Raw genomic sequence first — 23,326 nt, forward strand, 5'->3', positions numbered from 1 at the left:
CCCTATCGCACCCTGCTTGCTGAAAAGGCAATAGCCAGATCAACGGCTGTGAATATTCATTTCCGGGAAGAAAAAGGCGATCTCGTTACGAGCAGTTTCGGGGGCATCAGAACCGTGTACGGCGTTGGCATCAATGCTATCCGCAAAATCGGCACGAATCGTACCCTTGTCAGCCTTCTTTGGATCTGTTGCTCCCATCAGGTCGCGATTTTTCTGGATGGCCGACTCCCCTTCCAGAGCCTGCACAAAAACAGGGCCGGAGACCATGAAATCAACCAGATCTTTGAAGAAAGGACGCTCTTTGTGCACAGCATAGAAACGCTCTGCATCTTCACGCGAAAGCTGCATCATGCGCGCGGCAATCACCTTCAAACCAGCCTGCTCAAAGCGGCTGACAATCTGGCCGATCACGTTCTTTGCTACTGCATCGGGCTTAATGATCGACAATGTACGTTCAACTGACATCAGAAACTCCTAAAGGGCACCAGTAATTCCCAATAAAAACAGGGACTTTTAAAAATTAAAGTTAGCCGAAGATTCTAACATGACCGAGATCGGCCCAGCACCTTAAAATAGAGGATTAATCGCTCGTCACAAACCTGCCCGCAAGAAAGGTGTTGCCGCAAGCAATAGTGCGATCCACTGACCTTTTCTTGCATACAACTGGAGTGGCGCTCCTGTGATCGACCAGACACTCTGACCATAGTTGCATTTCAATGACCAATAAACCCGATACACCCGACCAGGACTTACCCAAGAGTTTCGAACCCGCGCAGATTGAATCCTACTGGTACCCACGCTGGGAGCAGGCGGGATACTTTCAGGCAGGCAGGCATGTCGATAGCACACACGCCGGACAAGCTCCCTACGTGATTCAGTTCCCTCCACCAAACGTGACAGGAACATTGCACATGGGGCATGCTTTCAATCAGACGATCATGGACGGCCTGATTCGGTACCACCGCATGCGAGGACATGACACAGTGTTTGTACCTGGCACGGATCACGCGGGAATTGCCACCCAGATCGTCGTCGAGCGACAACTTGACGCACAGAAAGTCTCCCGCCACGACCTCGGTCGGGAAAAGTTTGTCGAGAAAGTCTGGCAATGGAAAGAGCAGTCAGGTGGCACGATCACCAGCCAGGTTCGTCGACTCGGGGCTTCAGCGGACTGGCCACGCGAATACTTCACGATGGACGCGCGGATGTCTGTCGGGGTAGTCGAGACCTTTGTCCGTCTGTACGAAGAGGAACTGATCTATCGTGGCAAGCGGCTGGTGAACTGGGACCCTGTGTTGCTGACAGCTGTATCGGACCTGGAAGTTCAGATGGTCGAGACCCAGGGATCGCTCTGGCATGTTGAATACCCGTTTGTAGAAGGCCCACAAACAATCCACCAGGACGGAGAAAAGGTCAAGCTACGTGGACTGACAATCGCCACGACGCGCCCTGAGACGATGCTCGCAGATGGCGCACTGTGCGTTCATCCCCTGGACGATCGGTATCAGCACTTGATCGGACGCATGGTCGATCTGCCTTTGTGCGATCGCCAGATTCCGATCATCGCAGATGAGTTTGTTGACCCGGAGTTCGGGACCGGTGTGGTCAAAATCACTGGCGCCCACGACTTCAATGACTATCAGTGCGCGCTTCGCCATGGACTTGCGTTGATCGAGATTTTTACCCCGGATGCGCATATCAACGAGAACGGACCCGAGGCGTTTCGAGGAATGGAGCGCTTCGAAGCTCGCAAGGCAGTGGTTGCCGCGCTGAAGGAGCAAGGCTATCTGATCAAGGTTGATCCTCACACCATGATGCAGCCCAGAGGAGATCGCACCGGCGTGGTATTGGAGCCGATGCTCACAGATCAGTGGTTCGTTGCAATGAGCAAACCCGCTCCAAGCGGAAGCATGCATCCGGGACGCAGCATCACCGAGGTGGCGCTTGATGTCGTGGAGAACAGCCAGATTCAGTTTTACCCATCCAACTGGACTAGTACATATAACCAGTGGCTGGAAAATATCCAGGACTGGTGCATTTCAAGACAACTTTGGTGGGGCCATCAGATTCCGGCTTGGTACGCAGATGATGGACGGGTGTTTGTAGCACGCGACGAAGATCAGGCTTACCGAAAAGCCAGGGATGGAGGCTACACCGGCAAGCTTGTCCGCGACCCGGATGTTCTTGACACCTGGTTTTCCTCAGCGCTGGTGCCATTCACCACCTTCGGCTGGCCAGAGTCCACACCGGATCTTGAGAAATACCTGCCATCGAGCGTTCTGGTCACAGGATTTGACATCATATTCTTCTGGGTGGCCAGAATGGTCATGATGACCACCCACCTGACGGGCAAGGTGCCCTTCCGGCATGTCTACGTGCACGGACTCATTCGGGACGCCGACGGCCAGAAGATGAGCAAATCCAAAGGCAACACACTTGATCCGGTTGACCTGATTGATGGAATCGGGCTTGAAGACCTTGTTGCCAAACGCACGTATGGACTGATGAATCCCAAGCAAGCCAGCTCCATCGAAGAGGCAACACGGAAACATTACCCGGATGGAATCCCTTCGTTTGGAACAGATGCACTGCGATTTACCATGGCTGCCTACGCATCTCTCGGCCGCAACATTAATTTCGACCTCAAGCGCTGCGAAGGCTATCGCAACTTCTGCAACAAACTCTGGAATGCCGCTCGCTTCGTGCTTATGCACACACAGGACAAACACGAGTCTGGCACGGAAGTCAACATCTCCGGTCTACCGGAACAATGGATCCTTTCTCGCCTGCAACAGGTCAAGACCCAGGTAGAAAAGGGATTCGCCGACTACCGGTTTGACAACATTGCAAACGCGCTTTATCACTTTGTCTGGGACGAGTACTGCGACTGGTATCTGGAGCTCGCAAAAGTCCAGCTTCAGTCTGATGACCCAAAGGTACGAGCAGGATGCCGACAGACCCTGATCGAAGTACTGGAAGAGATTCTCCTGTTGTTACATCCAATCACACCTTTCATTACAGAAGAGCTCTGGCAAAAAATCTCGCTAGTGACTGGGACCCGCAACCCCGGCGAACAAACCAGCGTCAGCGTTCAACCCTTCCCTGTGCCACAGATCGACCGCATTTCTGAACAGGCAGAGAAGGCATTTGAATCACTCAAATCCGAGATAGAAGCCATTCGTGCATTACGCAGCGAAATGCAGCTATCTCCAGCCCAGAGGGTGCCTCTGTACGCTGAAGGGTCCATGGAAATCTTGCAAACCCATGCGCCGTACCTGGCGTTCATGGGCAAGCTTTCCGAGGTGGAAGTTGTTGACGCATTACCGCAAGATCAAGGAGCACCTGTCCAAGTCGTTGGAGAAACTCGGCTAATGCTGAAAGTCGAAATTGATGTTCAGGCGGAACTTGCCAGACTGGACAAAGAGATCGCAAGGCTTGAGAATGAAATTGCCAAGGCAAATGGCAAACTTGGCAATCCATCGTTCGTGCAACGTGCGCCAACCCACGTCGTCGAACAGGAAAGGCAACGTGTGGCGAACTTCACTCAAACGCTGGAAAACGTCAGACAGCAGAGAGTCCGACTGGCCGAAAACAGCCCGTCGAACTGATTTCTGCCTTTAAAGCACATCCGGGTGGCGCTGGCACCCGGATGGCATTCCTATAGGAAAAACCGGGCGCACTTGCGCTGTTTCTCACGCGCCAATCTCACACCCAGACTTCTTATGCCCATCCTGTTTGCAAGATGACGCAACATAGTTAAGCAGTTCCAGCATAGTCAGGGGGTCGGCGTTTCGAGTAAGTCACGACTCATGGTTCTGAAACATACCGCGCAAGAACGCCTCATCGGTATCGGAAAGGAGTTTTTTCTCACGCGCTGTTTTAATAAGATCAGGTCGGTTGAGTTGGGTCAGTCTAAGTGATTGCTCGCGCCTCCACTGACGTATCCGAGCATGATGCCCGGACATCAACACCTCTGGCACACGATCACCACCGAGCACCTCGGGGCGAGTGTAGTGAGGACAATCAAGTAATCCATCCAGAGCCTCCTGAAAGGAGTCCTGACCGTGCGAATCTCCTTGATTCAATGCACCGGGAAGCAGGCGAATGGCAGCATCAAGCATCGCGACAAGCGCGGGCTCACCACCTGACAATACAAAATCCCCAAGGGACCACTGATCATCAACAAAACGATCGATGAAGCGCTGATCGATTCCCTCGTAACGTCCACAAACAAAAATCGCACCAGAGGACTCTGCGAGCTCCGAAGCAACGGATTGAGTAAATCGTTTGCCCCCGGGCGCCATCAGAATTACTTTTGCCGAATCAGCGCGTGACTCGCGGGCAGCGAGCAAAGCATCAGTCAACGGTGAGGCTAGCATGACCATGCCAGGACCCCCACCATAGGATCGATCGTCTATCGTCCGATGCACATCATGAACAAAATTGCGAGGATTCCACGCGTGCAAAGACCACAAGGCTCGGTCCGCTGCACGAGACGTCACACCCAGACGGGTCAATACATCGAAGTACTCTGGGAACAGAGTCAGAACATCTATTCGCATCGAAGACTAAAAGTCCGCTGGCCAGTCAACCATGATGCGCTTTCGTTCCAGATCAACGGACAAAACGTGAGCAGCAACAAATGGTATGAGCGTATGGATGGGCTTGCCACGTGCATTGAGATCAGGCACCCATTGACCGCCGGCGCCAGGCTTTTGCCGCAGAACCGAAAGCAAGGGATGCGCAGGATTGTCCTCAATCTGATCCACGACTCCAATGCGTAAGGAGGGTTGATCAGACGGAAGTGTGACTGGCGGCTCAGAAGAGTCGACACTATCAGACCCTATCGACGCGTCTTGCTCGAGAGAAATGCTGGACCTTCCTGGCTGATCGCCTGAATCGGCAGGCTGGTTACCCGCGTCTGTCGAGTAAACCTCACACCCGACAAGATCTACCCAGTAATACTCACCGGCATCAGGTTCGGGGAAGTCCTTTCTGGACACCCAGACAGATGATCCTTTCAGCGCATGGGCTTGATCACGATCAACAAGCCCTTTGAGACAAGCTAGCCACGTGGATCCATGAACCTTGCTCCAGACAACTCGGTGGGGAACAACAGGGCCAAGAGGCATCTCACCCGAGCGATGGGCATCGCGATCGGCAGACACACGCAAGGCCTGTTCCAGCGCCTTCTGAGGCGCGCTGACCCACCAGGTCCGGACCGAATCCAGAACCGTGGAGTCTGCAGAAAACGGTTGCAACTTAACCCAGCCACGAACCCCATGAGCACCCGCAACACGAGCGACTTCGACAAGGTCTGCAGGCGGGTCATATTGCGCCTCGTGAGATTGAGGCGATTTAGATTGCGCTCGCGAGTCAGTCATACCGAAGGAGCAACAATCTTTAGGCTTTCAATTTCCACGAACACCCGTCAAACGGCCGCGGTCACCTTGCCGGCGTACTGCTTGGCCAAACGAGCCACTGCGGGCGACATTTGAGCACCTACGCCTTTCCAGTACTCGAGACGATCTATCGCGATACGCAGACCCTCTTCGCCTTCGTTGGCGACTGGATTATAGAAACCGACGCGCTCAATAAAGCGACCATCGCGACGATCACGCGAGTCAGTTGCAACGATACTGTAGAACGGGCGCTTCTTGGAGCCGCCGCGTGCCATACGAATCACCACCATAGGTAATCCCTTTTAAATAAGTGAAGATAATCAAATGTAGAACCAAGCCCAAGATTCTAGCATGAATCACTAGTGTCCGGTTAAACCGGTAATTTTTTCAGTGAAAGCCAGTATTGGCGCGGCTTTCGAGACGATTTTGTTTGGTGCCGATTTGAAACTGAATTCTTCATTTTTGAGTACTTTCGAAAGGGTAGACCTTTTGGGAGTGGCTCATGAACGTCGGCAAGACCTTGTTTGCGCAACTCATGGAGTTCGTGCCCTGGACGAGCTTTGGCCGGATTGTCGAGCGCTACGGTGGCAACACACGGGTTCGCCGGTTGAGCTGTGCAGAGCAATTTCGAGTCATGGCCTTTGCGCAGTTGACCTGGCGAGAAAGTCTGAGAGATATCGAAGTCACGCTCGGTGCACATCCCAGCAAGCTCTACGGTATGGGCTTTCGTCACAGCATTCGTCGCTCGACCCTGGCCGATGCCAACGAGTCTCGGGACTGGCGCATCTGGTCCGATCTTGCGGCGTTGCTGATCAAACGTGCCCGCAAACTGTACAGCGACACGGATCTGGTCGGCCTCGATCTCAAGAACACAGTCTATGCACTGGACTCCACTACGATCGACCTCTGCCTGAGTCTGTTCGACTGGGCCAGCTTTCGACAGACCAAAGCAGCGGTCAAGATGCATACACTGCTCGATCTTCGAGGAAGCATCCCGGCTTTCATCCATATCAGCAACGGCAAGATGCACGACGTCAACGTGCTCGACGTCATGCCTGTGGAGGCAGGTTCGTTCTATGTCATGGACCGCGGCTACCTCGACTTTGCTCGTCTGTTTGCGATGCATCAGCGCGGCGCGTTCTTTGTCACCCGAGCCAAGTCCAATACCCGGATGCGAAGGATCTACTCGCGGCGTACCGATCGACAGAGTGGCGTCATCTGCGATCAGACGGTGGTGTTCAACGGATTTCTTGCCGCACGACACTACCCAGAGCAACTGCGAAGGATCCGGTTCAAAGATCCCACGACGGGCAAAACGCTGGTCTTTCTGACCAACAACTTTGCGCTCGCGCCCCTGACGATTGCCACGCTTTACAAGAATCGCTGGCAGGTCGAACTGTTCTTCAAGTGGATCAAGCAACACCTCAGGATCAAGAAATTCCTGGGCAACAGCGAGAACGCGGTCAAGACGCAGATCTGGTGCGCTGTCTCGACCTACGTACTGATTGCCATTGTGAAAAAGGAACTTCAAATTGAGGCCTCACTCTACACTTTGCTACAGATTCTGTCGGTGTCTGTCTTCGAGAAAACCCAGCTTTTATGCGTCTTTCGAGAGACTGATGACCAGAATGAACGAACCGATCTTCCTAAGCAATTGAAATTATTCGAAAGTTAACCGGACAGCAGTGAGCATGAATATTGGTTTCAACGGAATTTTTACTTCCTGCATCATGCCCGGCGCTGGAGATAGTGATACGCAAGATCATCCTCCTGCCTCTGTAACAACAAAGGATTGCCAGTCTGCTTGCAAAACGCCTGAAAATCGCGCATTGCGTGGCGATCAGTGGTGATAACCTCGAGCACATCACCCGACTGCATCGCCGACAAAGCCTTCTTTGCTTTCAGGATGGGCAAAGGGCACGCAAGACCTCTCGCATCGACGGTCTGGGTCGGAACAGGAACATCAATCTGTTCTCCACTCATGTCAGACCTCAACCCTCGATTCGACCCAGTTTCGGACTCCCGAAAGCGCTTGCGCAAGCCCTTGTGCACTAGATCCACCACCCATCGCCATATCCGGACGACCACCACCTTTGCCACCTAGCTCACGCGCAACATGCCCGACGAGCTCACCTGCCTTGATCCGACTGGTCAAATCTGCTGTCACACCCGCCACAAGGCTGACCTTACCATCCGTACCTGCGACTGCAAGCAGGATCACGGCAGACTTGAGTTTATCCTTCAACTGGTCAACCATCTCTCGCAAGGCCTTGGGCTCGACTCCTTTAACCTCTTTAGAGAGGAGGCGAAACCCTGCATCAAGCGTAACCGCCTGATCCGCAAGTGCAGCACCCGTACCAGCATTGAGCTTGGCCCGCACCTGCTCGAGCTCTTTCTCGAGACTTCTCATTTGCTCCTGGATCTGAGTGATCCGCTGGGGCACGTCTGCCACTGTCGCCTTCACCTGGGCCGCAATCTGATTGCAGGTCCGCTCCAGTTTCTGTAGCCAATGCAATGCGTTGTCACCCGTGATGGCTTCGACCCGACGCACACCCGCAGCCACGCCGGACTCTGACACTATCTTGAAGAGACCAATGTCGCCGGTTTGCCTGACATGCGTACCACCACAGAGCTCTCTGGAAAACCCGATATCCAGCACTCGAACAGAGTCGCCGTACTTTTCTCCAAACAGCGCCATCGCGCCCGTCTTGATTGCGTCCTCATAAGACATAACACTCGCGCGTGCCGGTGCATTGCTCAGAATTTCTCTGTTCACAATTTCTTCGACGCGAGCGATTTCATCCGCACTCATCGGCGCATCATGAGCAAAATCGAAACGGGTCTTCTCAGGATCGACGAGCGAACCACGCTGCTGAACATGCTCGCCAAGAACCTGTTTGAGCGCCTTGTGCATCAGATGAGTTGCAGAATGATTGCGCACTGTGCGGCCACGTCGCGTTTGATCAACGACAGCATGCACCCGGTCACCCACTGCCAGCGATCCCTGCCGAATTTCACCGTGATGCCCAAAAACGTTAGCCTGCACTTTCTGGGTATCAAAGACAACAAAGACAGTATCTCCGAGCGTGAGCACACCTGCATCACCAACCTGCCCACCTGATTCTGCATAAAACGGCGTGCGATCGAGCACCACAATCGCACTCTGACCAGGCTTAACCACATCCACTTGTGAGCCATCTACGTAGAGAGCGACCACTTCCGAGTCCGCTTCGAGGCTCTCATACCCCTCGAAGACTGTCTGGGAACCGTCATACTGCAGCCCTTCGACCGACTTGAACCGACCTGCTGCACGCGCCTGCTCCCGCTGGCGCGCCATTGCCTGCTCGAACCCCTCAAGATCAACTTCCAGTTCGCGCTCACGACAAATATCGGCGGTGAGGTCCACCGGAAAACCGTATGTATCGTAAAGCATGAACAGCGTCTGTCCATCAAGACGCTGCCCCGGCTTTAAATCGGAAACCGCAGCTTCCAGAATACGCATGCCATTCTCGAGCGTCTCACCAAACCGCTCCTCCTCCTGCATCAGCACTTTGGCAACACGCTGGCCATTTTGCTCAAGCTCCGGATAAGCCTGACCCATTTCCTTAAGCAGATCTGGAACAATCTTGTAAAAAAACGGCTCGGTCTGACCAAGCTTGAACCCATGACGGAGTGCTCGCCTGATAATGCGCCTCAAGACATAGCCACGCCCCTCATTACTCGGGATAATACCGTCAACCACCAGAAACGAGCACGCGCGAATATGGTCTGCAATGACCTTGAGAGAATTGTTTGCCAAGTCCTGACAGCCTGTTTCGCGCGAAGCTGCCCGGATCAAAGACTGAAGCAAATCAATCTCGTAATTCGAATGCACTCGTTGCAAGACTGCCGCAATGCGCTCAAGGCCCATGCCGGTATCAACACACGGTCTGGGAAGTGGGTGCATGACACCTTGCGAATCGCGCTCGAATTGCATGAAGACGAGGTTCCACACTTCGATATACCGGTCTCCGTCCTCTTCAGGCGATCCTGGCGGACCTCCCCAAACATCAGGCCCATGATCGAAGAAAACCTCTGAACACGGCCCGCATGGACCTGTATCGGCCATTTGCCAGAAGTTATCCGAAGCGTATCGCGAGCCCTTGTTGTCGCCAATTCTGACAATACGGTCCGCCGGTACCTTGATCTCGTTGTGCCAGATGTCGTAGGCCTCATCATCTTCCTGATAGACAGTGACCCAGAGACGTTCTTGCGCAAGCCCATAAACTTTGGTCAACAACTCCCACGCGTAGTGAATTGCATCACGTTTGAAATAGTCACCAAAACTGAAATTCCCCAGCATTTCGAAAAAAGTGTGATGCCGGGCGGTATAGCCCACGTTCTCAAGGTCATTGTGCTTGCCTCCAGCACGGACACAACGCTGCGAAGTCGTTGCTCGACTGTAGGGACGCAACTCCTGGCCAGTAAAGACGTCCTTGAACTGGACCATACCAGAGTTGGTAAACAGTAATGTGGGATCGTTGCCTGGCACCAGAGAGGAGGACGGCACAATCGTGTGCCCCTTGGACTCGAAGAAACCCAGGAACTTCTCACGTATTTCGGACGCTTTCATCAGAAAAACTCTCGCAACTTGAGACGGAAGTGCTCAATAAAAAGCCAATTATAGTGGCTTGCCAACACCTTGCGACGCCAAAGTCTGGATGCAAACTGATAAGGTCGGCTCACACATCCCGTCACGACTCACATACAAAACCATCATGCACCTGCACCCCCTGAAACATCGTCACATCTTGCCCTAGGTAACGTGGCACCTGGCCATCGTCACACTCACAATGGCCACCCGGACGTGTCGGCCCCGCAAACGGGTGTACGAAATCAAACAATTCGTTCCCCAATGTCATGCGCGATCTCGATAGTCTGCAAGACTGGAACGACCTGGCCCTAAGCCCATCCTGAACCCAGCGTCCAGACTTGCATATCACCAGACTACCGTCGACCAGCGTCGCAAGTAGCCCTGAAGGATGACATGCGTCGTCCTGACGGACCTGTCTCCCCAGTACAACCCCACCATTGGCAAGCAAAGGACGGGTCACCGAGACCGGCCCGTCAAACGCCACATCACCCCGAAAACGCACTGGACGGTCCTCATCGAGGCGCACATAGGGCGCCTGATATCCCGAGCGCCACAAGAGCAGCCCTACGCTACCAACTGGTAATACAGGATGCCCTGAAAGCGGATTCGTGAACTGTATGGTGGCACCCCTGAGCACATTCGCAGACTCCTCCAAAACAGCAGCCCCCTTGCCTTCGAGAGCCATCAACAGATCCAGCGCCTGCATCTGCGCATCGGCCTGGCCCAGCCCAGCCACTGGTTTAAGCACAAGAAGCAGTTCACGGACACACGGCGCTCCCGCAGCGCACTGGCCTGATGTGACTGGCAGCAACGCGAGGTCGTAGGACATCGGCGGCGCCTCGCTAAAACCTGGCGGCAACCGGGAAGAGCGCTTTAGCGCACGCACGAGCGCCACAGGCGACGCCAGTCCGGTGTCACCCCCGCGACCAGCCAAATCGTCAAACAAGCCACTGTTCGTATTCGCCATGAAATCAGTGTCCTGCCCGATGGCCCTCTCTATCGTGAGAATCCAGGCAGCCATCGCACGGATACGGGTGTTAGCCACACGCCCCTGCCACTGTGACGCCCCCCATATTGCCGCCGCCAACAAGATCGCCAGTACCAGCACACACTCAAGCAGAGCCTGTCCTTGCTGCCGGCTTGCGGCTCCTCTCACAAACACACACCTAACTCCTGCGACATCCAGCTCTTTCTTCTTTTCCAACAGACCAACACTGCACATACCACACCCCTAAGAAACCCCGAAGGATCAGGTGGCTCAGATCCGATACTCCTACAGTTCGCCAAGCACTATTCCAGATCTGGCCCGGGCAATTCGCGAGCCAGATCTGATCAGATTTGGACAAACTGCGCTGGCCCTACTGAATGACAAACTCGAAAGTATTCACATCACCAGCCATGCACTGTGCATCAGCCAGAATCGGGTCATATTCTCGAGCCGGAATCGCCGCGCTATTCTTGACCTCCTGTCCAGGCCCTTGGCCGCCGACCTTGACCTGAACCGCCATTCGCTGCATGACAGCCGCAAGTGCCGGGCACGCTGCATGATTCACATTCGTGAGGACCAGCTTGAACGCGCTACCCTCCACACCGCCTGGCAACGTCGCCGGGAGCAACGACACCGTACCTTTGCCTGCCTGACCCGCACCGCCGAGCCCATGCACCACGGCCTGGTCCTTAGACTGAACATGGATCGCAGCAGCGTCACGCAGGCCATTGACCAGCGTGCGCTGACTTACACTCAGATAAGGAGCAGGACCCGCACCAATCCCAGACACTTTCATCCGCGCGATAAACCGCTGCAAGTCTTCTGCGACTCTTGGCACCTTGTTCTCGATCACATACCCCTGAATCGCGGGAATACCAATGATTGCAATCAGAATCATGAGTGCGGTGACAATTGAAACTTCAACCAGCGAAAAGCCTCGCTGTCGAAACAGATTGACAATGGGTACGGTGGCTCGCCGATTCACCTCCGTGATCGACCGGGCTGACAATCGCCCCCGGATCGCCCTTGCCATGACTACTCTGACTTGCGGAATCGTCAACCCGAACCTTGTTTCCCCTACTGCATGCTCTTGCACCTGATCGTTTGGTGAATGCCTCTGACTTTTCCTCGCACGCTTACCACCGCTGGTCAAACCGGTTCCTGATTCATGTCGCACCTGCCTCGATGCCAGCCCTCGGGTTCTGACGCAACCCCGAATCACCTCACCCTCACACTCAAGCAACTGCTCTTCCATTCTTTCTCCCAAAGACTTGCCAACGAAACTGTTCACACCCACCTTGCAACGGACATTGCCGCCAACACATACTCACAGCCATCACCCGTTCGCCCTGACCAGAAGACGAACTGATCGGCCTAATACTCCGCCAGTCCGAGCAGCATTGCCTGCCTCAATTCTTCCATCACGCTGGCATGCCAAGCCCCCATCAAGAGCACAATCAAGGCAGAGAGCAGCAGCATTAACCAGCGCAAAGTGGCCCCTTGACGATTTACTCGAGTCACGAGCAAAGACTGAACCCGATCACCCGCTTGCGCGAAACCTTGTGTCAGCCCGTATCCAAGCACCACATCATTGAGCCTTGCCCAGCTATCGACATCGAGCAATCCGGTATTCATTGCATCCAGTGGGTCTGCACCAAGATCCATCATCGCCAGCATTTTCATCAGATGCCGGGCTATCCAAGGTTGGGCGCATGCCAACTGCATCTCAACAATGGCCCGAAGGGAAACACCGTGAGGCCCGAGATTACGGATCAAAGTCGCCGTCAGGCTGAGGAACTGAAGCGCCTGTCGATCTCGCTCCAGCCTCCAGATTCCAAACCCATCGAACCGGTCTCGGGTGTCCCCCACCCATCCACGCAGCGACCAGACCACCCACCCGGTCGCACCGGCGAGCACAATCGGCAGACAAAAACCAAACGATTGCAACCAGTGCACCCAGGCGATCAATGAACGGGTGGCCGTTCCTGCCTGTTGAGGATCGACCGAAGAGAACGCGTTCAGTAACTCTTTGAGAGTAAAGAGCGGAAAAATCGTCATAACGAGCATCGCCGTCGCCATCGCAATGACGCCAGCCAGCACCGTCTGCAGAAACGCGCGACGGCATTCTTCAAGCGCAGTGCCGCGGTTCGACATGGACTGCAAAATTTGCACCAATGCTTGCTGCCCCGCCAGTCGAGACATTTCAAGGCACGCAACGTCCTCGACAGGCAAGGTGCATTCAAATGTTTCACCCAGATTTGCACCAGACGCCAGATAACGTGACGCCCACCAGTTCGAGAGCACAGCTCGAGCCGAGCGTGGCGGGTGCCTGATTGCGTCAGCCTGAAACAGATCAAGTAACGAACGATGCCTGGATCCGGCAGACAGGCTCGACGCTACATAATCGTAATAGTCGCTGCGCTCTCCAGAAAATCGCCATGCCGCCCACCGGACACCAAGCGGTAGCCGACCAGGTTGTGCAGTTGCTTCAGTGCGCTGATGGGCCGCATTAAGACTGTTTTGTCGACCGAGAATTTTCATGAACATCTCAGGCACTTCCGAATCGCAAAACATACTCCCGGGGGTCAAGTAGACCTTGACTGACATAGATTTTCGCCATTTCAGAAGCCTTTTGCTGCTCATCGATCCAAGATTGATGACGAGCTTGCTCACGAACGTCTGTCATCCGGGACAAGCTCTGGATCCAGGACCAGAAGTGCACGATCCGAGCAGGCTCGATGAACTCTGCAGCCATCAGGCTACCTCGATATCCAGTCGAATGATGCCCGCTAGCGCATGAAACCTGGGCACGAACCTCACCATCCGGGTGCCTGCCAGACATGCCCGAATCAGAAACGGCAAGTAGTGGCTGGCATCGCGAACATCCTTGAGGGTGTCGAAACCGGAACTGACTGCGGTCTATCTGAAGACACCCCTCAATCATTTCCAGCCATGCAGCAGCATGATCATGAGTGATCGGCATCCCAAGCGGGCAGGTCCGCTCACCCTCACTCAACCATTGCGAATGATCCAGGCAGCACTCGACACAAAGTGCGTTGAGCAATGTCTGATAAACCAACAACTTGAGAACTCCTGGAACAGCCAGGAGGTCGGGTGAGACACCCAGGGTGGGCGAGCACAGTCTTGGAACAATCTGTAATGCAGAGCCCGCATGCACAGTCGAATAGACATTGGTTCCCGCCAAGAGGAGATCAGCGAGAGCCCGCGCACTACCTTGATCCCTGATCTCCCCTATCAGCACATCATTAGCCGCACTGCGCTTAAGAGCCTGAAGTTTGATATCGAATCGAGCACGATCTGATTCGCCGTCACCGAACGCAGTGATACCGCACTGAATCGCGTTGGGCAGATCAAACTCCACTGGATCCTCCAGCGTGATCACCTTGCGTTCCGGCGGCAGACTACGAATCAATGCTGCCAGCGTGGTGGACTTTCCACTACCAACTGAGCCAGCAAGCAGGACCGCTCCTCCCGTCGAAAGCCGCGCACGGTAAAGACACTGAAGTTGAGGCTCTGAGTACCCAAGACCACTCAGATCAGTCGTCGCCACACTTCGTTCCCGCTGTAACAGACGAAGCGTAACGCTCGGTCCTTTGTGACTCACAATTGACGCCCACCTCAAACTAACCCGACTACCACCAACCAATCGTTCAAGACGCCCCTGCTGTTCGTACTGAGGTTCGAACACTGCGCCGTTACCCCCCTGGACCCGCATCCATGCAACTGACAACATTTCGTGCATGATCTCTATTGAGAGCTTGGCAAATTGCACTGGACGCACCAGGACACCACGTACGCTGAAGGCAACATCTGCATGCGCCTGACCTCGGAATACGCCAATATGGACGTCACTGGCGTCATGCCTGACTGCCCAGCCAAGCAAATCGTCGAGCAGACTGAACAGGACATGCCCTGAGGTAGAGCCGGTTTTGAGACGAGACTGCGAGACACCCGCACGTTGTTCGATGCGCCCTTTGCGAGCAATCGCACTAAGCACGGACGCTGGCACAGTGACCACGGATCTTGCCGCGAGTCTGAGCCCAACCTGTCCCATCGCAATGCGCAAGGCCAGGACACCGTCGTCATGCAAATACTCGGGCAGGACAAGAATGACGCATTCCTGACTTGGCAACTGTACTGCGCACATTCTGTCTGCGAGTTGACTGCTGTCGACGTCGAGTCTGTGCATTACTGAAACAAACTGACCAGACTGCAATTCAGGAAGATCCCTGTACTCGCACCATCGAACGGTCCGGTCCACATCACTCAAAGCAGTATGGCGAGATTGAGAAAAAGCCCTCATTGGATATACTCCTTCATTTCCAGGACACTGCTGCACGAGGAAACCGGCGTTTCAGTCCCGTTTACCATTGACGACAACATGCTCAATCAAAGCGGCCTAAACATATTGAACCGTCACGATCGGCCCCCGTTGATGCACATCTTCTGGCGAGTCCCTTTGAACCTGAAGGCCAGGCAAGGCGGCTGAATTGCAACTAGCTGGAATGACTGCTCGAACGGCTTTTGGGCAGATCGCTGACCCTGAACAAACTCCACCGTCTTACCCCGGTAGCGCACCTGTGCATGAAGGCTGGGCTCAACACCCCAGATCCCAACCAGCTCAAACACAGGAGTTACCACGCCGGACGGTGCCCGGTTCTGAGCGCGCAACATAGCCACAGACTCTTCGTGCAGCAAGTCACCTACAGTCATTGACGAGACCAGAACCGGCAAACCAGACAACAAAACAGTTGAAAACAAACGGACGGCCAATTTTCTAATCGATTCAGGTTGCTTATGACACATCAATCAGATCTCCTTCAAGATAGGCACGTAGCCGAGTTGTTCTGGACTGTTCTAAGCTTGGGCTGAGCACTTCCAGATGCATGGATTTCCATCGAACAAGAACGGGCAGACTCTCTACTCTGGACAGATGACGCAAAGGCAGGCTCAGCCGAATCATCCGGCGTTGAAGTCGTTGTGCAGGCAGAGAACTGGCAGGCCGGCCATCCCCGTCATACGCCCCCGTTCCGTCAGTTTGGGAATGTGAGCCGAGCTCGTCCGCTACATTTGCCGAGATCAGATCGATCACCGGAACTGGTTGGCTGAGCTCGATTGAATAAGTGAATGCAGAAAGATCCTGCAAGCTTGTAAGCCATCCGGATCCTGCCTCCTTTTCCACCGGCTGAGATGAAAGTTCATCATGCCTCAGGCGGCGTGGCCGGTAAGGCAGACTTCGAACTGCTTCGGTTCTGTCGATCGAGGATGGAACAATTTGCCAACCAGCCTCGACAACTGATGACAAATGGAGATTCGTCACACCTGGCGCCTGCCTCGAATAAATGGCACGGCAATCCACCGTTCGGAGTCCCCAGTCACAAAAGACACGCTCCAGAAGCCATCCAGGTGGATCAACGGGAAGGCCATTCCAGATCTGCGCAACTCGGCTCACATCGGCAGGAGTGATTAGCTCAATCACTGCTTTCTCGTTCGGAGGTATGTGCAACTGATGGTGTGCGCTCTCACGGTGCGAGCCACGCCCATCAACAGACGGAGCCCATCTCACCCATGCGATCAGGCACAAAGTAACCAGAGCAAGAAGCAAGATCCACTTTGCGGGGAACGTGCGAAGCCGGCGCAGTGTTGCTCTGGAGTCGGCGCGGGGATTGCGAAGGAAATCCAAAGCTGATGCCGAACTCAGATCGGACTCTGGCAAATCGTGCTGATCGATCTGCAAATTTATAAATCGCTGGCGGATTGAGGACTCAATATCCTGCACCTGTTCTTGCGAGTCAACCCAACAATCCGTCTGGCTGAGAACATTTCCCTCGCTGACTGCAACCACCCAATGCCGTCCCCCCTGAAGTCGCAGAATCAGCATGTGCGCCCCGACTGGGCGTTGACTTGCATACTGCACCGCCGCACTGTGCCCGTGTGCCTCCCGTATCGATCCTTTTGGAGCATGCGGCAGAAAGCCGACAGTACCGGCGCCTGTCTGCGGCCCTGCCCACCACCGAATACGCTCCCGACGCAATTGTCTAAGTAGCAACTTCCGGCTTCTGGCTCCAACCGTGGGCAACCATTTCAACCCGAACACCCAATACTGACGTTTGCCTGGGCAGTGCAAGACCCTGCAACCAGGTGCGTACTCGTGCCAGGTCCAACCCGGATCCGTGACGGAGGTCGTGGTCTCTATGGCATCCACGTCAGAGTCCCTCCTCGATCTGGGCAGTGACAAAAATCAACGTCATTCGCTGCTGTTTGGCCAGTCGGTCGTGCCCACCTGTTGCTCGGGGCATATCGGGAGCGAGCCGACTACCCTCATTCTGCTCTTCTCGCTCTTCAAAACCCGCAATCAGAACGGGGCTACCTGGACGCAACGCAACCTGCTGGACGGTCCCGCTTCCGTGGACGGTCAGCTGCTGAATTTGATAGGAATTACGTTCGCTGCCAAACTGTAGTGCTTTGAGCGGCATCGCAACTGTGTTGTCATAGGCCACAGAGAGCAGAATCTGCCCATCGTCCTGGACATCTGGCACGAGCGTCAGGAACGCCCCGGTTGTCTCACGTTTCTGGCTGACAGCTACCCCGGGCTGATTCACGCTTTCCTCACCCTTGCGAGTGGTGCTTGAGAGAGCCTGAACCTGATCCACATACGTGAAAGTGGATCGAACTGCGTGAGTCACTGGTCGTCGGTTAAGTGTGACGACTGGAACCACCGTGTGACGCAATACGTTGGCATAGTCGGCCAATGCTTTTACCGTCAAGCTGGCGCTTATCATCCCGGCGCTCGCATTTGCTTGCATGACTGCAGGCGCAGAACCAGTTGAGTGATTGCCCCCGCCGACAGCCATGAGACCGTGCGCAAACGCCAGAGACCAGTCAAGGCCTTGCTCCTGTCCCGCCTTCTGAGTAACGGTCATCTCCTCAAATACAAGTCTGACCCGCAGGCTCATCGATCGATTAATTGCTTCGAGATAAGTCGCGATCGACTCTAGTGCCGCTGGCGTATCGGTCACGACAATAGATGTCAAGGATCCCGCCTGGGCCGAGACATTACCTGCTCGGGTCAGAAACGGCTCCAGACGATGCCTGATCGCATCCAGAACGGGTTCTCGATCCAGAGTCAACGTCGTCTGAGCGGCACTTTGAAAGCCCTCGCTGGCAGACGACCCACCACGTCCGAGCTTCATCTCGCTTGCCGCTGAAAGGGTTAGAGCCCTCACATCGAACACACGGGTCTGAGTTCGATAGAACTCAATGCCGCGTGAGGTATAGCGCCAGTGAACATCGTGCTCGGCGGCCACAACATCCAGGATAGTAGCCAGTGGGAATGTTCCACTTGGCATCTGCCTTTGCATCGGCTGCGACAAATGCTGAACCGACTCCAGGCCTTGCAATCTGGGCATGAAGTGATGAGCAGGCAGCAGTGCATCAGGCAGAACTCTGACTGGAATCGATGTCGCAAGCGCGATCCTGTTCGCAACTTGTTGTAGCGAACCTCGCTTGTCCTGAAAAACAAGAGTTGTCTTTAACTGAGTGCGCAAAGCCTCTGGCATAGTCACTTCACTAGCCAGTGCGACTGGCTTTCCGGACACCCATGGCTTGGAGACAATCTGAGCCCCCTCGCTCGCACGTGGTTCGTTGAAAGTTTCACGCGCCATCGCCATCTGGGACTTGGCGACTTCGATGGTGTTTTGACTCTGAGCGAGATCCTGGTCAAGTCCGCATGCGCTTAAGACGCATGCAAAAGTCAGGCTGAGCATCGAGAGAGGACGCATGATCACTGCCCTCCGATCTGTTTGGCGGTAGGGTCGCAGGATTCGTTTGCCGAGATCACGCGTAGCACTCTATTGGCATAGAAGCACGGTTGCAAGGGCCGACCTGCTATGTCGGTAGCAGCAAGCAACGCACGTACCGCAGAGATGAAACTCCCTTCAAAACGGGCGCTAGCTGTAATCGGCAAATCAACCGGGACAGCCCAGTGACCATTCTCGAAATGCCATCGATGGTCTGCCGCCCATCGCATCAGCGCCTGCCGAATAGTCTGATCCTGCATCTGCAGTTCAAACAAATCCGCCTCAAATTTCTGTCTTGCGCCTTGTGTATCTGTGGCAGAGCTGGCGATCGCTGAAGCAGGTCGCTCCCTGACCTGAGGTTGGCGACTGGCGTTGAAATGCTCGCGACCATGTCTGGCATCAGCCCTGAGCATTCCTCCTTGAAAGCGAAGCTGGCGCCACTGCCCGTCAATCACCGAGAACTTGCCGTGCCTGCGCGGTTCAGCGACTTGCCACTGACCGGCATCAAGCACAAATACGGAGGGAACTGGCTGGCCTGGGTGCCACTGTAGCCATACACGCCACTGATCCGAGAAAATCTGTAATGGGGCAACCCGGCGATCACCGCTGAGATACCAGTCGAAATCGGGCTCGCCAATCAGTTGAAACTGGTCTGCTGGTGGACGCAGGGTACGTGCAGAGCCATCCTTATCCGAACTGCAACCGGATAGCACGAGCACACCTGCCAAGGCCGCTGTCATCGCGCAAAGACATCTCCTGCTCATCACAATACTCCCGGATACCGCGACACACTTGTCGGGAGAGGATCAAAGACGACCCCCTTTGTTGATCAAGGGCCGAATCATGCACCTTGCCGGGCAGATCAACAATTGTGTTGAGCAACAATAGAAAATGCCACAGTACGAAAAATACTATGAGCAACACCACCCTGTTTTGTAACAGAAGGAAGTTCGCGAGCAGGATGAGTTCCGGTTTAGTCCTGTTTCCAGGCGAGTCGGACATCAAGACCCAACGCTGCACTCATGACCCAACCGATGACCCTAAGGTGGTCACGATCGACCGGAATACCCACGCTACGGTACAGATCTCCACGCAGCTCATCGAGCAACAAGGCAGGAGAGAGCCATCGTAAGCAAACAGAGAGTTTGCTGAACACTCGATGAAAGTAGCGAAACCGGACTGGCTTCCGCGTATAGGTTCGGCTGACTACGTAGCGTAGGACAGATGAAATATTCTTTGATTCTCGCATCGTCACGACCGATGAGAAAACTCATCGCCTTCCAAGGCATCTGACAAGCCGAAGCAATCTGAGCATCAGGTTTATCTGAATCACTTATGACACCCAACAGTCGCCTGTCAGACGTGCCAAAGGTCATGGAGCCTCGAAATATCAAGGTTTCGAAACGAGAAACCACGCGGCCCTACTGACAAGCCTTGATGCTGCTTTGATAAATAGCGAACACATTCCCCTCCTGGAGTCTATCGGACTTCTCAAAAATCGATTGAGACCGGTCAAAAATAAACTTTTACTTAGTTGTTTTTGACGAAATACAGCGATTTCGTGAGGCGGGTTTTCGCAAAAGCTTAGCGAATCGCATTCGTGGCGTGCCGAGAAATCCTGAGTCCGACAGGTTCCTGGGAAAACGAAGCTTGCTCAAGTTGGCAGGTGCTTTATAGGAGACATTTCCGATAATGGGCTGCCGGGACATGGAGTTAACAGGGAGTCCGATCACGCCCACCCCCTGGTGGGCGTACACTCAGCGCTTGAGCAATCCTTTTACTTCGATCGAGAGTCGCTCAGCCTTGACGCAAGGCTGAGCAGATCTTACTTACCAGTGTTGATCATCCGCTCAGCTGGAGCTTTCGCTTCCTGCAAGGCTGACATAGGTGGGGCCTCATCGTTAATCGCACGGTTAAAGCCCGTATTCAAGATTGCACGCGCGCGGGGATAGTGGGGCGCACGAAATCCGCGGCTATCCTTGTTATGAGTCTTATGCATCTTCTCGATGAACTCACGTGCGCCGGGCGCACGATCGTAAAAAGCCACATCTGATGCTCGGAAAGCAGCATCAGTCAACGGCAGAAAACCTGTCTGCTGATGCCATCTGGCTGCAATTACAGGTGTCGCTAAAAAAGCAAGAAACTCCGCAGAAGCCTTGTTTCGGTCTGCCGACTGACCACTCAACAGCCACAGAGCGCCACCACCCACGAATGGGGCACCTGGGGTCTTGGTCTCTTGAGGATAATAGGGTACAGGCGCCACACCAAAGCGCACGCCCGACGGGCGCAGTGTTCCCAACGCAGATGAGGTCGTGGTCAGGACGGCACATCGCCCTTCAGCAAATGCACGGTCCGGCTCGCTATCATCGGTACTCATGATCAGCAGATCTGTTTTCTTCCAGGACACCATTAGCGAAAGATGCCGCATGTACAAGGTGCCAAAGTTAAAGCTCAGATTCTTTGCATTGGTCAACCCGTTATCCGGCTTGAGATAAAGCTCCCCGTTAACAGGAGCCAGGTTTTCAAGATGGACATTGACTTGCTGGGCCGAGGCGTATGGACACTGATAATTGCCGACATTGCGCAGCTCAAGCAAATGATGCTGCAGATCGGCCCAGGTGTCTGCCGGTTTGTTAATGTCCAGCCCGGCACTTCGGTAAGCGTCCGTGTTGTAGAACATGACCGGAACTTCAGCCATAAAAGGGAACGCCAGCAGCCGTCCTTTCGAGTCTCTCACAAAAGAAGTCGTTTTCTCGAGGAACCAGGAGGCATCCTTGATCGGATACTTGGACAGAAGCCGGTAAAGAGGCAACACCTCCTTGTGCTGAGCAATCACTTCCGGTGCATGTGTATCGTGCAATTGCACAAGATCAGGCTTCTTGCGATCTCCCTTGATGGCTTTCTGGGCCGCCTCAACCAAGTCCTGCTGGCTGGAGAAACGAGTCAGATCAACCGAAGCACCTTTGGCCTGCTTGTTGAAATCAGAAACCAGTGCCTCAAAGGCCGTACGATTCGGTCCGGTCAGGGAGTGCCAGACCTCGATCTCGACCGCATGTACGGGAATGACTGCACCACCGATCATGACTGCGGATGTAGCAATCAAATTGCGCATCAAATATTTCACAGACCCTTCCTTTTACAAAAAACCTGCAGACTATAGCCAAGATGGCGCTGCAGGCGAAACTCAGATTCCTACAAACGGAAATTCCGGTTCGGGCTTCTGCCCGTTGACGATGTCTGCCAGAGCTCTGCCCGACCCCACGCCCATCGTCCAGCCCAGCGTCCCGTGTCCAGTGTTGAGATACAGATTGGGAATTCGTGTCCTACCGATCAGCGGTACGTTAGAGGGAGTGGACGGACGAAGCCCGGACCAGTATCTGACATTGTCAAAGTCAAGAATTTCGGGAAATAGTTCCCGGGCCAGTTCTGACATCCTTGTGCAACGAGCTGGATTGAGCGTTCTCGAATATCCTGAAAGCTCCGCAGTGCCAGCCATGCGCAGCTCGTTGCCAAGACGGGAGAAAACCACCTTGTTCAAGCTGTCCGTGAGGCTGACCTTGGGTGCTGCATCAGGATCAAGAATCGGAAACGTGGCTGAATAACCTTTGGTCGGATAGATCAGGCAGTGAACACCGAGTGGGCGCATCAGTTGAGGAGTGAAACTCCCCAGACTAACCACGAATGCATCAGCATCGACCCGCCCATAACTACCATCATCACGAATAATCTCGACAGCTGCCGCACGTCCGTTCTCGCAGATCACCCGCGTGATTCGTGTCGAGAACATAAATTTCACACCTTTAGACTCAGCCCTCTCGGCGAGTTCCTGTGTGAAGACCCTGGCATCACCGCTCTCGTCTGTGGCAGTGAAATCGCCACCCACAATTGATGCGCGATGCGCAGCCAGTGCAGGCTCAATCTGAACAACTTCGTCAGCTGTGATCACCCTGCGGTCAACACCAAAATCCCGCATCACGTCGGCGGCCTTCTGAGACCCCTCAAACTCCTTGGGATCCCGATAAAAATTCAGAATTCCGAGCTCGAGGTGCTTGTAATCGATCTGCAGAGATTCGCGCATCAATTTGAGTGTCTCATGACTGTACTGCGCAAGTCTGACCATCGCCTCGATATTCGGAACCAGTCGTGACGGCAAACACTCCCGCAAAAACGCCAGACCCCAGATCCATTGCCGCCAGTCGAACTGTGGTCTGAATAGCAGAGGTGCGTCATCTTTGGTGAGCCACTTGAGCAACTTGAGAGGCGCCTGCGGATTCGCCCAGGGCTCCGCATACGAAACAGATATCTGCCCACCATTGGCAAAAGAGGTTTCCTGGGCGACTCCCGTCTCGCGATCAATGACCACCACATCATGGCCGGCTTCACGAAGCCACCAAGCGGAGCTGGTGCCCACAATCCCACTGCCAAGTACGACAACCTTCATGAAAAGCCTCCCGGCGTTCTATGGTTATCAGATCAACTTAGT

Annotated in this window: 19 protein-coding genes; 2 read left to right on the forward strand and 17 right to left on the reverse strand. The window is 54.4% G+C overall.

The window, feature by feature from the left end; translation table 11 throughout:
- Nucleotides 1-39 precede the first annotated feature (39 nt).
- The gene (gene ndk / locus DBV39_RS07060; protein WP_108620936.1) at nt 40-465 is read right to left on the reverse strand and encodes a nucleoside-diphosphate kinase; all 426 of its coding nucleotides are present in this window, start codon (nt 463-465) and stop codon (nt 40-42) included.
- A 251-nt stretch (nt 466-716) separates the two neighbouring features.
- On the opposite strand from ndk, the gene DBV39_RS07065 reads away from it, so the two are divergent.
- Complete coding sequence (locus DBV39_RS07065; protein ID WP_108620937.1) at nt 717-3,608, forward strand: valine--tRNA ligase; 2,892 nt, start codon at nt 717-719, stop codon at nt 3,606-3,608.
- Between the two features lie 192 nt (nt 3,609-3,800).
- Here the strand turns inward: DBV39_RS07065 and trmD are convergent, their stop codons facing one another.
- The 3 genes from trmD to rpsP are packed head-to-tail and all read right to left on the reverse strand — an operon-like array spanning nt 3,801 to nt 5,692.
- The gene (gene trmD / locus DBV39_RS07070) at nt 3,801-4,562 is read right to left on the reverse strand and encodes a tRNA (guanosine(37)-N1)-methyltransferase TrmD (RefSeq protein ID WP_108620938.1); all 762 of its coding nucleotides are present in this window, start codon (nt 4,560-4,562) and stop codon (nt 3,801-3,803) included.
- A 6-nt stretch (nt 4,563-4,568) separates the two neighbouring features.
- On the reverse strand, nt 4,569-5,384 hold the full coding sequence (rimM, locus tag DBV39_RS07075; protein ID WP_108620939.1) for a ribosome maturation factor RimM: 816 nt from the start codon (nt 5,382-5,384) through the stop codon (nt 4,569-4,571).
- Nucleotides 5,385-5,431: 47 nt separating this feature from the next.
- Nucleotides 5,432-5,692, reverse strand: coding sequence for a 30S ribosomal protein S16 (gene rpsP, locus DBV39_RS07080; RefSeq protein ID WP_108620940.1), 261 nt, complete (start codon nt 5,690-5,692; stop codon nt 5,432-5,434).
- Nucleotides 5,693-5,904: 212 nt separating this feature from the next.
- Between rpsP and DBV39_RS07085 the strand changes: the two genes are divergently transcribed.
- Complete coding sequence (locus DBV39_RS07085) at nt 5,905-7,077, forward strand: IS4 family transposase (protein WP_407669199.1); 1,173 nt, start codon at nt 5,905-5,907, stop codon at nt 7,075-7,077.
- A gap of 53 nt (nt 7,078-7,130) precedes the next feature.
- On the opposite strand, the gene DBV39_RS07090 is transcribed toward DBV39_RS07085, so the two are convergent.
- The 13 genes from DBV39_RS07090 to DBV39_RS07145 all read right to left on the reverse strand — a co-directional run bounded on the left by DBV39_RS07090 (nt 7,131) and on the right by DBV39_RS07145 (nt 23,284).
- Nucleotides 7,131-7,385: a sulfurtransferase TusA family protein gene (locus DBV39_RS07090; RefSeq protein ID WP_108620941.1), complete on the reverse strand. Its 255-nt coding sequence runs from the start codon at nt 7,383-7,385 to the stop codon at nt 7,131-7,133.
- A gap of 1 nt (nt 7,386) precedes the next feature.
- The gene (alaS, locus tag DBV39_RS07095) at nt 7,387-10,014 is read right to left on the reverse strand and encodes an alanine--tRNA ligase (RefSeq protein WP_108620942.1); all 2,628 of its coding nucleotides are present in this window, start codon (nt 10,012-10,014) and stop codon (nt 7,387-7,389) included.
- A 121-nt stretch (nt 10,015-10,135) separates the two neighbouring features.
- On the reverse strand, nt 10,136-11,197 hold the full coding sequence (locus DBV39_RS07100; RefSeq protein WP_159078849.1) for a hypothetical protein: 1,062 nt from the start codon (nt 11,195-11,197) through the stop codon (nt 10,136-10,138).
- Between the two features lie 196 nt (nt 11,198-11,393).
- Entirely contained in the window at nt 11,394-12,278 is an 885-nt protein-coding gene (locus DBV39_RS07105; RefSeq protein WP_322348752.1) for a type 4 pilus major pilin, read from the reverse strand.
- Between the two features lie 119 nt (nt 12,279-12,397).
- On the reverse strand, nt 12,398-13,564 hold the full coding sequence (locus DBV39_RS07110; protein WP_159078850.1) for a hypothetical protein: 1,167 nt from the start codon (nt 13,562-13,564) through the stop codon (nt 12,398-12,400).
- Nucleotides 13,565-13,571: 7 nt separating this feature from the next.
- On the reverse strand, nt 13,572-15,347 hold the full coding sequence (locus DBV39_RS07115; RefSeq protein ID WP_108620945.1) for an ATPase, T2SS/T4P/T4SS family: 1,776 nt from the start codon (nt 15,345-15,347) through the stop codon (nt 13,572-13,574).
- Nucleotides 15,348-15,460: 113 nt separating this feature from the next.
- Nucleotides 15,461-15,757, reverse strand: coding sequence for a hypothetical protein (locus tag DBV39_RS07120; protein WP_159078851.1), 297 nt, complete (start codon nt 15,755-15,757; stop codon nt 15,461-15,463).
- Between the two features lie 82 nt (nt 15,758-15,839).
- On the reverse strand, nt 15,840-17,249 hold the full coding sequence (locus DBV39_RS07125) for a type 4b pilus protein PilO2 (protein ID WP_159078852.1): 1,410 nt from the start codon (nt 17,247-17,249) through the stop codon (nt 15,840-15,842).
- Nucleotide 17,250: 1 nt separating this feature from the next.
- Complete coding sequence (locus tag DBV39_RS07130) at nt 17,251-18,825, reverse strand: type II secretion system protein GspD (protein ID WP_108620948.1); 1,575 nt, start codon at nt 18,823-18,825, stop codon at nt 17,251-17,253.
- A 2-nt stretch (nt 18,826-18,827) separates the two neighbouring features.
- Nucleotides 18,828-19,583, reverse strand: a complete 756-nt coding sequence (locus DBV39_RS07135; protein WP_159078853.1) for a TcpQ domain-containing protein — start codon at nt 19,581-19,583, stop codon at nt 18,828-18,830.
- A 233-nt stretch (nt 19,584-19,816) separates the two neighbouring features.
- A complete protein-coding gene (locus tag DBV39_RS19450) occupies nt 19,817-20,092 on the reverse strand; it encodes a hypothetical protein (protein ID WP_159078854.1) in 276 nt (91 codons plus the stop codon).
- A 576-nt stretch (nt 20,093-20,668) separates the two neighbouring features.
- A complete protein-coding gene (locus tag DBV39_RS07140; protein WP_108620950.1) occupies nt 20,669-21,955 on the reverse strand; it encodes an extracellular solute-binding protein in 1,287 nt (428 codons plus the stop codon).
- A 72-nt stretch (nt 21,956-22,027) separates the two neighbouring features.
- Entirely contained in the window at nt 22,028-23,284 is a 1,257-nt protein-coding gene (locus DBV39_RS07145) for a D-amino acid dehydrogenase (RefSeq protein ID WP_108620951.1), read from the reverse strand.
- Nucleotides 23,285-23,326: the final 42 nt, after the last annotated feature.

Source organism: Orrella marina, from assembly GCF_003058465.1.
Lineage (GTDB): Bacteria > Pseudomonadota > Gammaproteobacteria > Burkholderiales > Burkholderiaceae_B > Algicoccus > Algicoccus marinus.

Bases quoted from the DNA above. Each gene is read 5' to 3' on its own strand.
- DBV39_RS07090 (WP_108620941.1), bottom strand. From the start codon at position 7,385: ATGAGTGGAGAACAGATTGATGTTCCTGTTCCGACCCAGACCGTCGAT.
- DBV39_RS07135 (WP_159078853.1), bottom strand. From the start codon at position 19,583: ATGACAGCGGCCTTGGCAGGTGTGCTCGTGCTATCCGGTTGCAGTTCG.
- trmD (WP_108620938.1), bottom strand. From the start codon at position 4,562: ATGCGAATAGATGTTCTGACTCTGTTCCCAGAGTACTTCGATGTATTG.
- rimM (WP_108620939.1), bottom strand. From the start codon at position 5,384: ATGACTGACTCGCGAGCGCAATCTAAATCGCCTCAATCTCACGAGGCG.
- ndk (WP_108620936.1), bottom strand. From the start codon at position 465: ATGTCAGTTGAACGTACATTGTCGATCATTAAGCCCGATGCAGTAGCA.
- DBV39_RS07120 (WP_159078851.1), bottom strand. From the start codon at position 15,757: ATGACTGTAGGTGACTTGCTGCACGAAGAGTCTGTGGCTATGTTGCGC.
- DBV39_RS07145 (WP_108620951.1), bottom strand. From the start codon at position 23,284: ATGAAGGTTGTCGTACTTGGCAGTGGGATTGTGGGCACCAGCTCCGCT.
- DBV39_RS07130 (WP_108620948.1), bottom strand. From the start codon at position 18,825: ATGCGTCCTCTCTCGATGCTCAGCCTGACTTTTGCATGCGTCTTAAGC.
- DBV39_RS07110 (WP_159078850.1), bottom strand. From the start codon at position 13,564: ATGAAAATTCTCGGTCGACAAAACAGTCTTAATGCGGCCCATCAGCGC.
- DBV39_RS07115 (WP_108620945.1), bottom strand. From the start codon at position 15,347: ATGAGGGCTTTTTCTCAATCTCGCCATACTGCTTTGAGTGATGTGGAC.
- DBV39_RS07105 (WP_322348752.1), bottom strand. From the start codon at position 12,278: ATGGAAGAGCAGTTGCTTGAGTGTGAGGGTGAGGTGATTCGGGGTTGC.
- DBV39_RS07140 (WP_108620950.1), bottom strand. From the start codon at position 21,955: ATGCGCAATTTGATTGCTACATCCGCAGTCATGATCGGTGGTGCAGTC.
- DBV39_RS07085 (WP_407669199.1), top strand. From the start codon at position 5,905: ATGAACGTCGGCAAGACCTTGTTTGCGCAACTCATGGAGTTCGTGCCC.
- DBV39_RS07065 (WP_108620937.1), top strand. From the start codon at position 717: ATGACCAATAAACCCGATACACCCGACCAGGACTTACCCAAGAGTTTC.
- rpsP (WP_108620940.1), bottom strand. From the start codon at position 5,692: ATGGTGGTGATTCGTATGGCACGCGGCGGCTCCAAGAAGCGCCCGTTC.
- alaS (WP_108620942.1), bottom strand. From the start codon at position 10,014: ATGAAAGCGTCCGAAATACGTGAGAAGTTCCTGGGTTTCTTCGAGTCC.
- DBV39_RS19450 (WP_159078854.1), bottom strand. From the start codon at position 20,092: ATGCGAGAATCAAAGAATATTTCATCTGTCCTACGCTACGTAGTCAGC.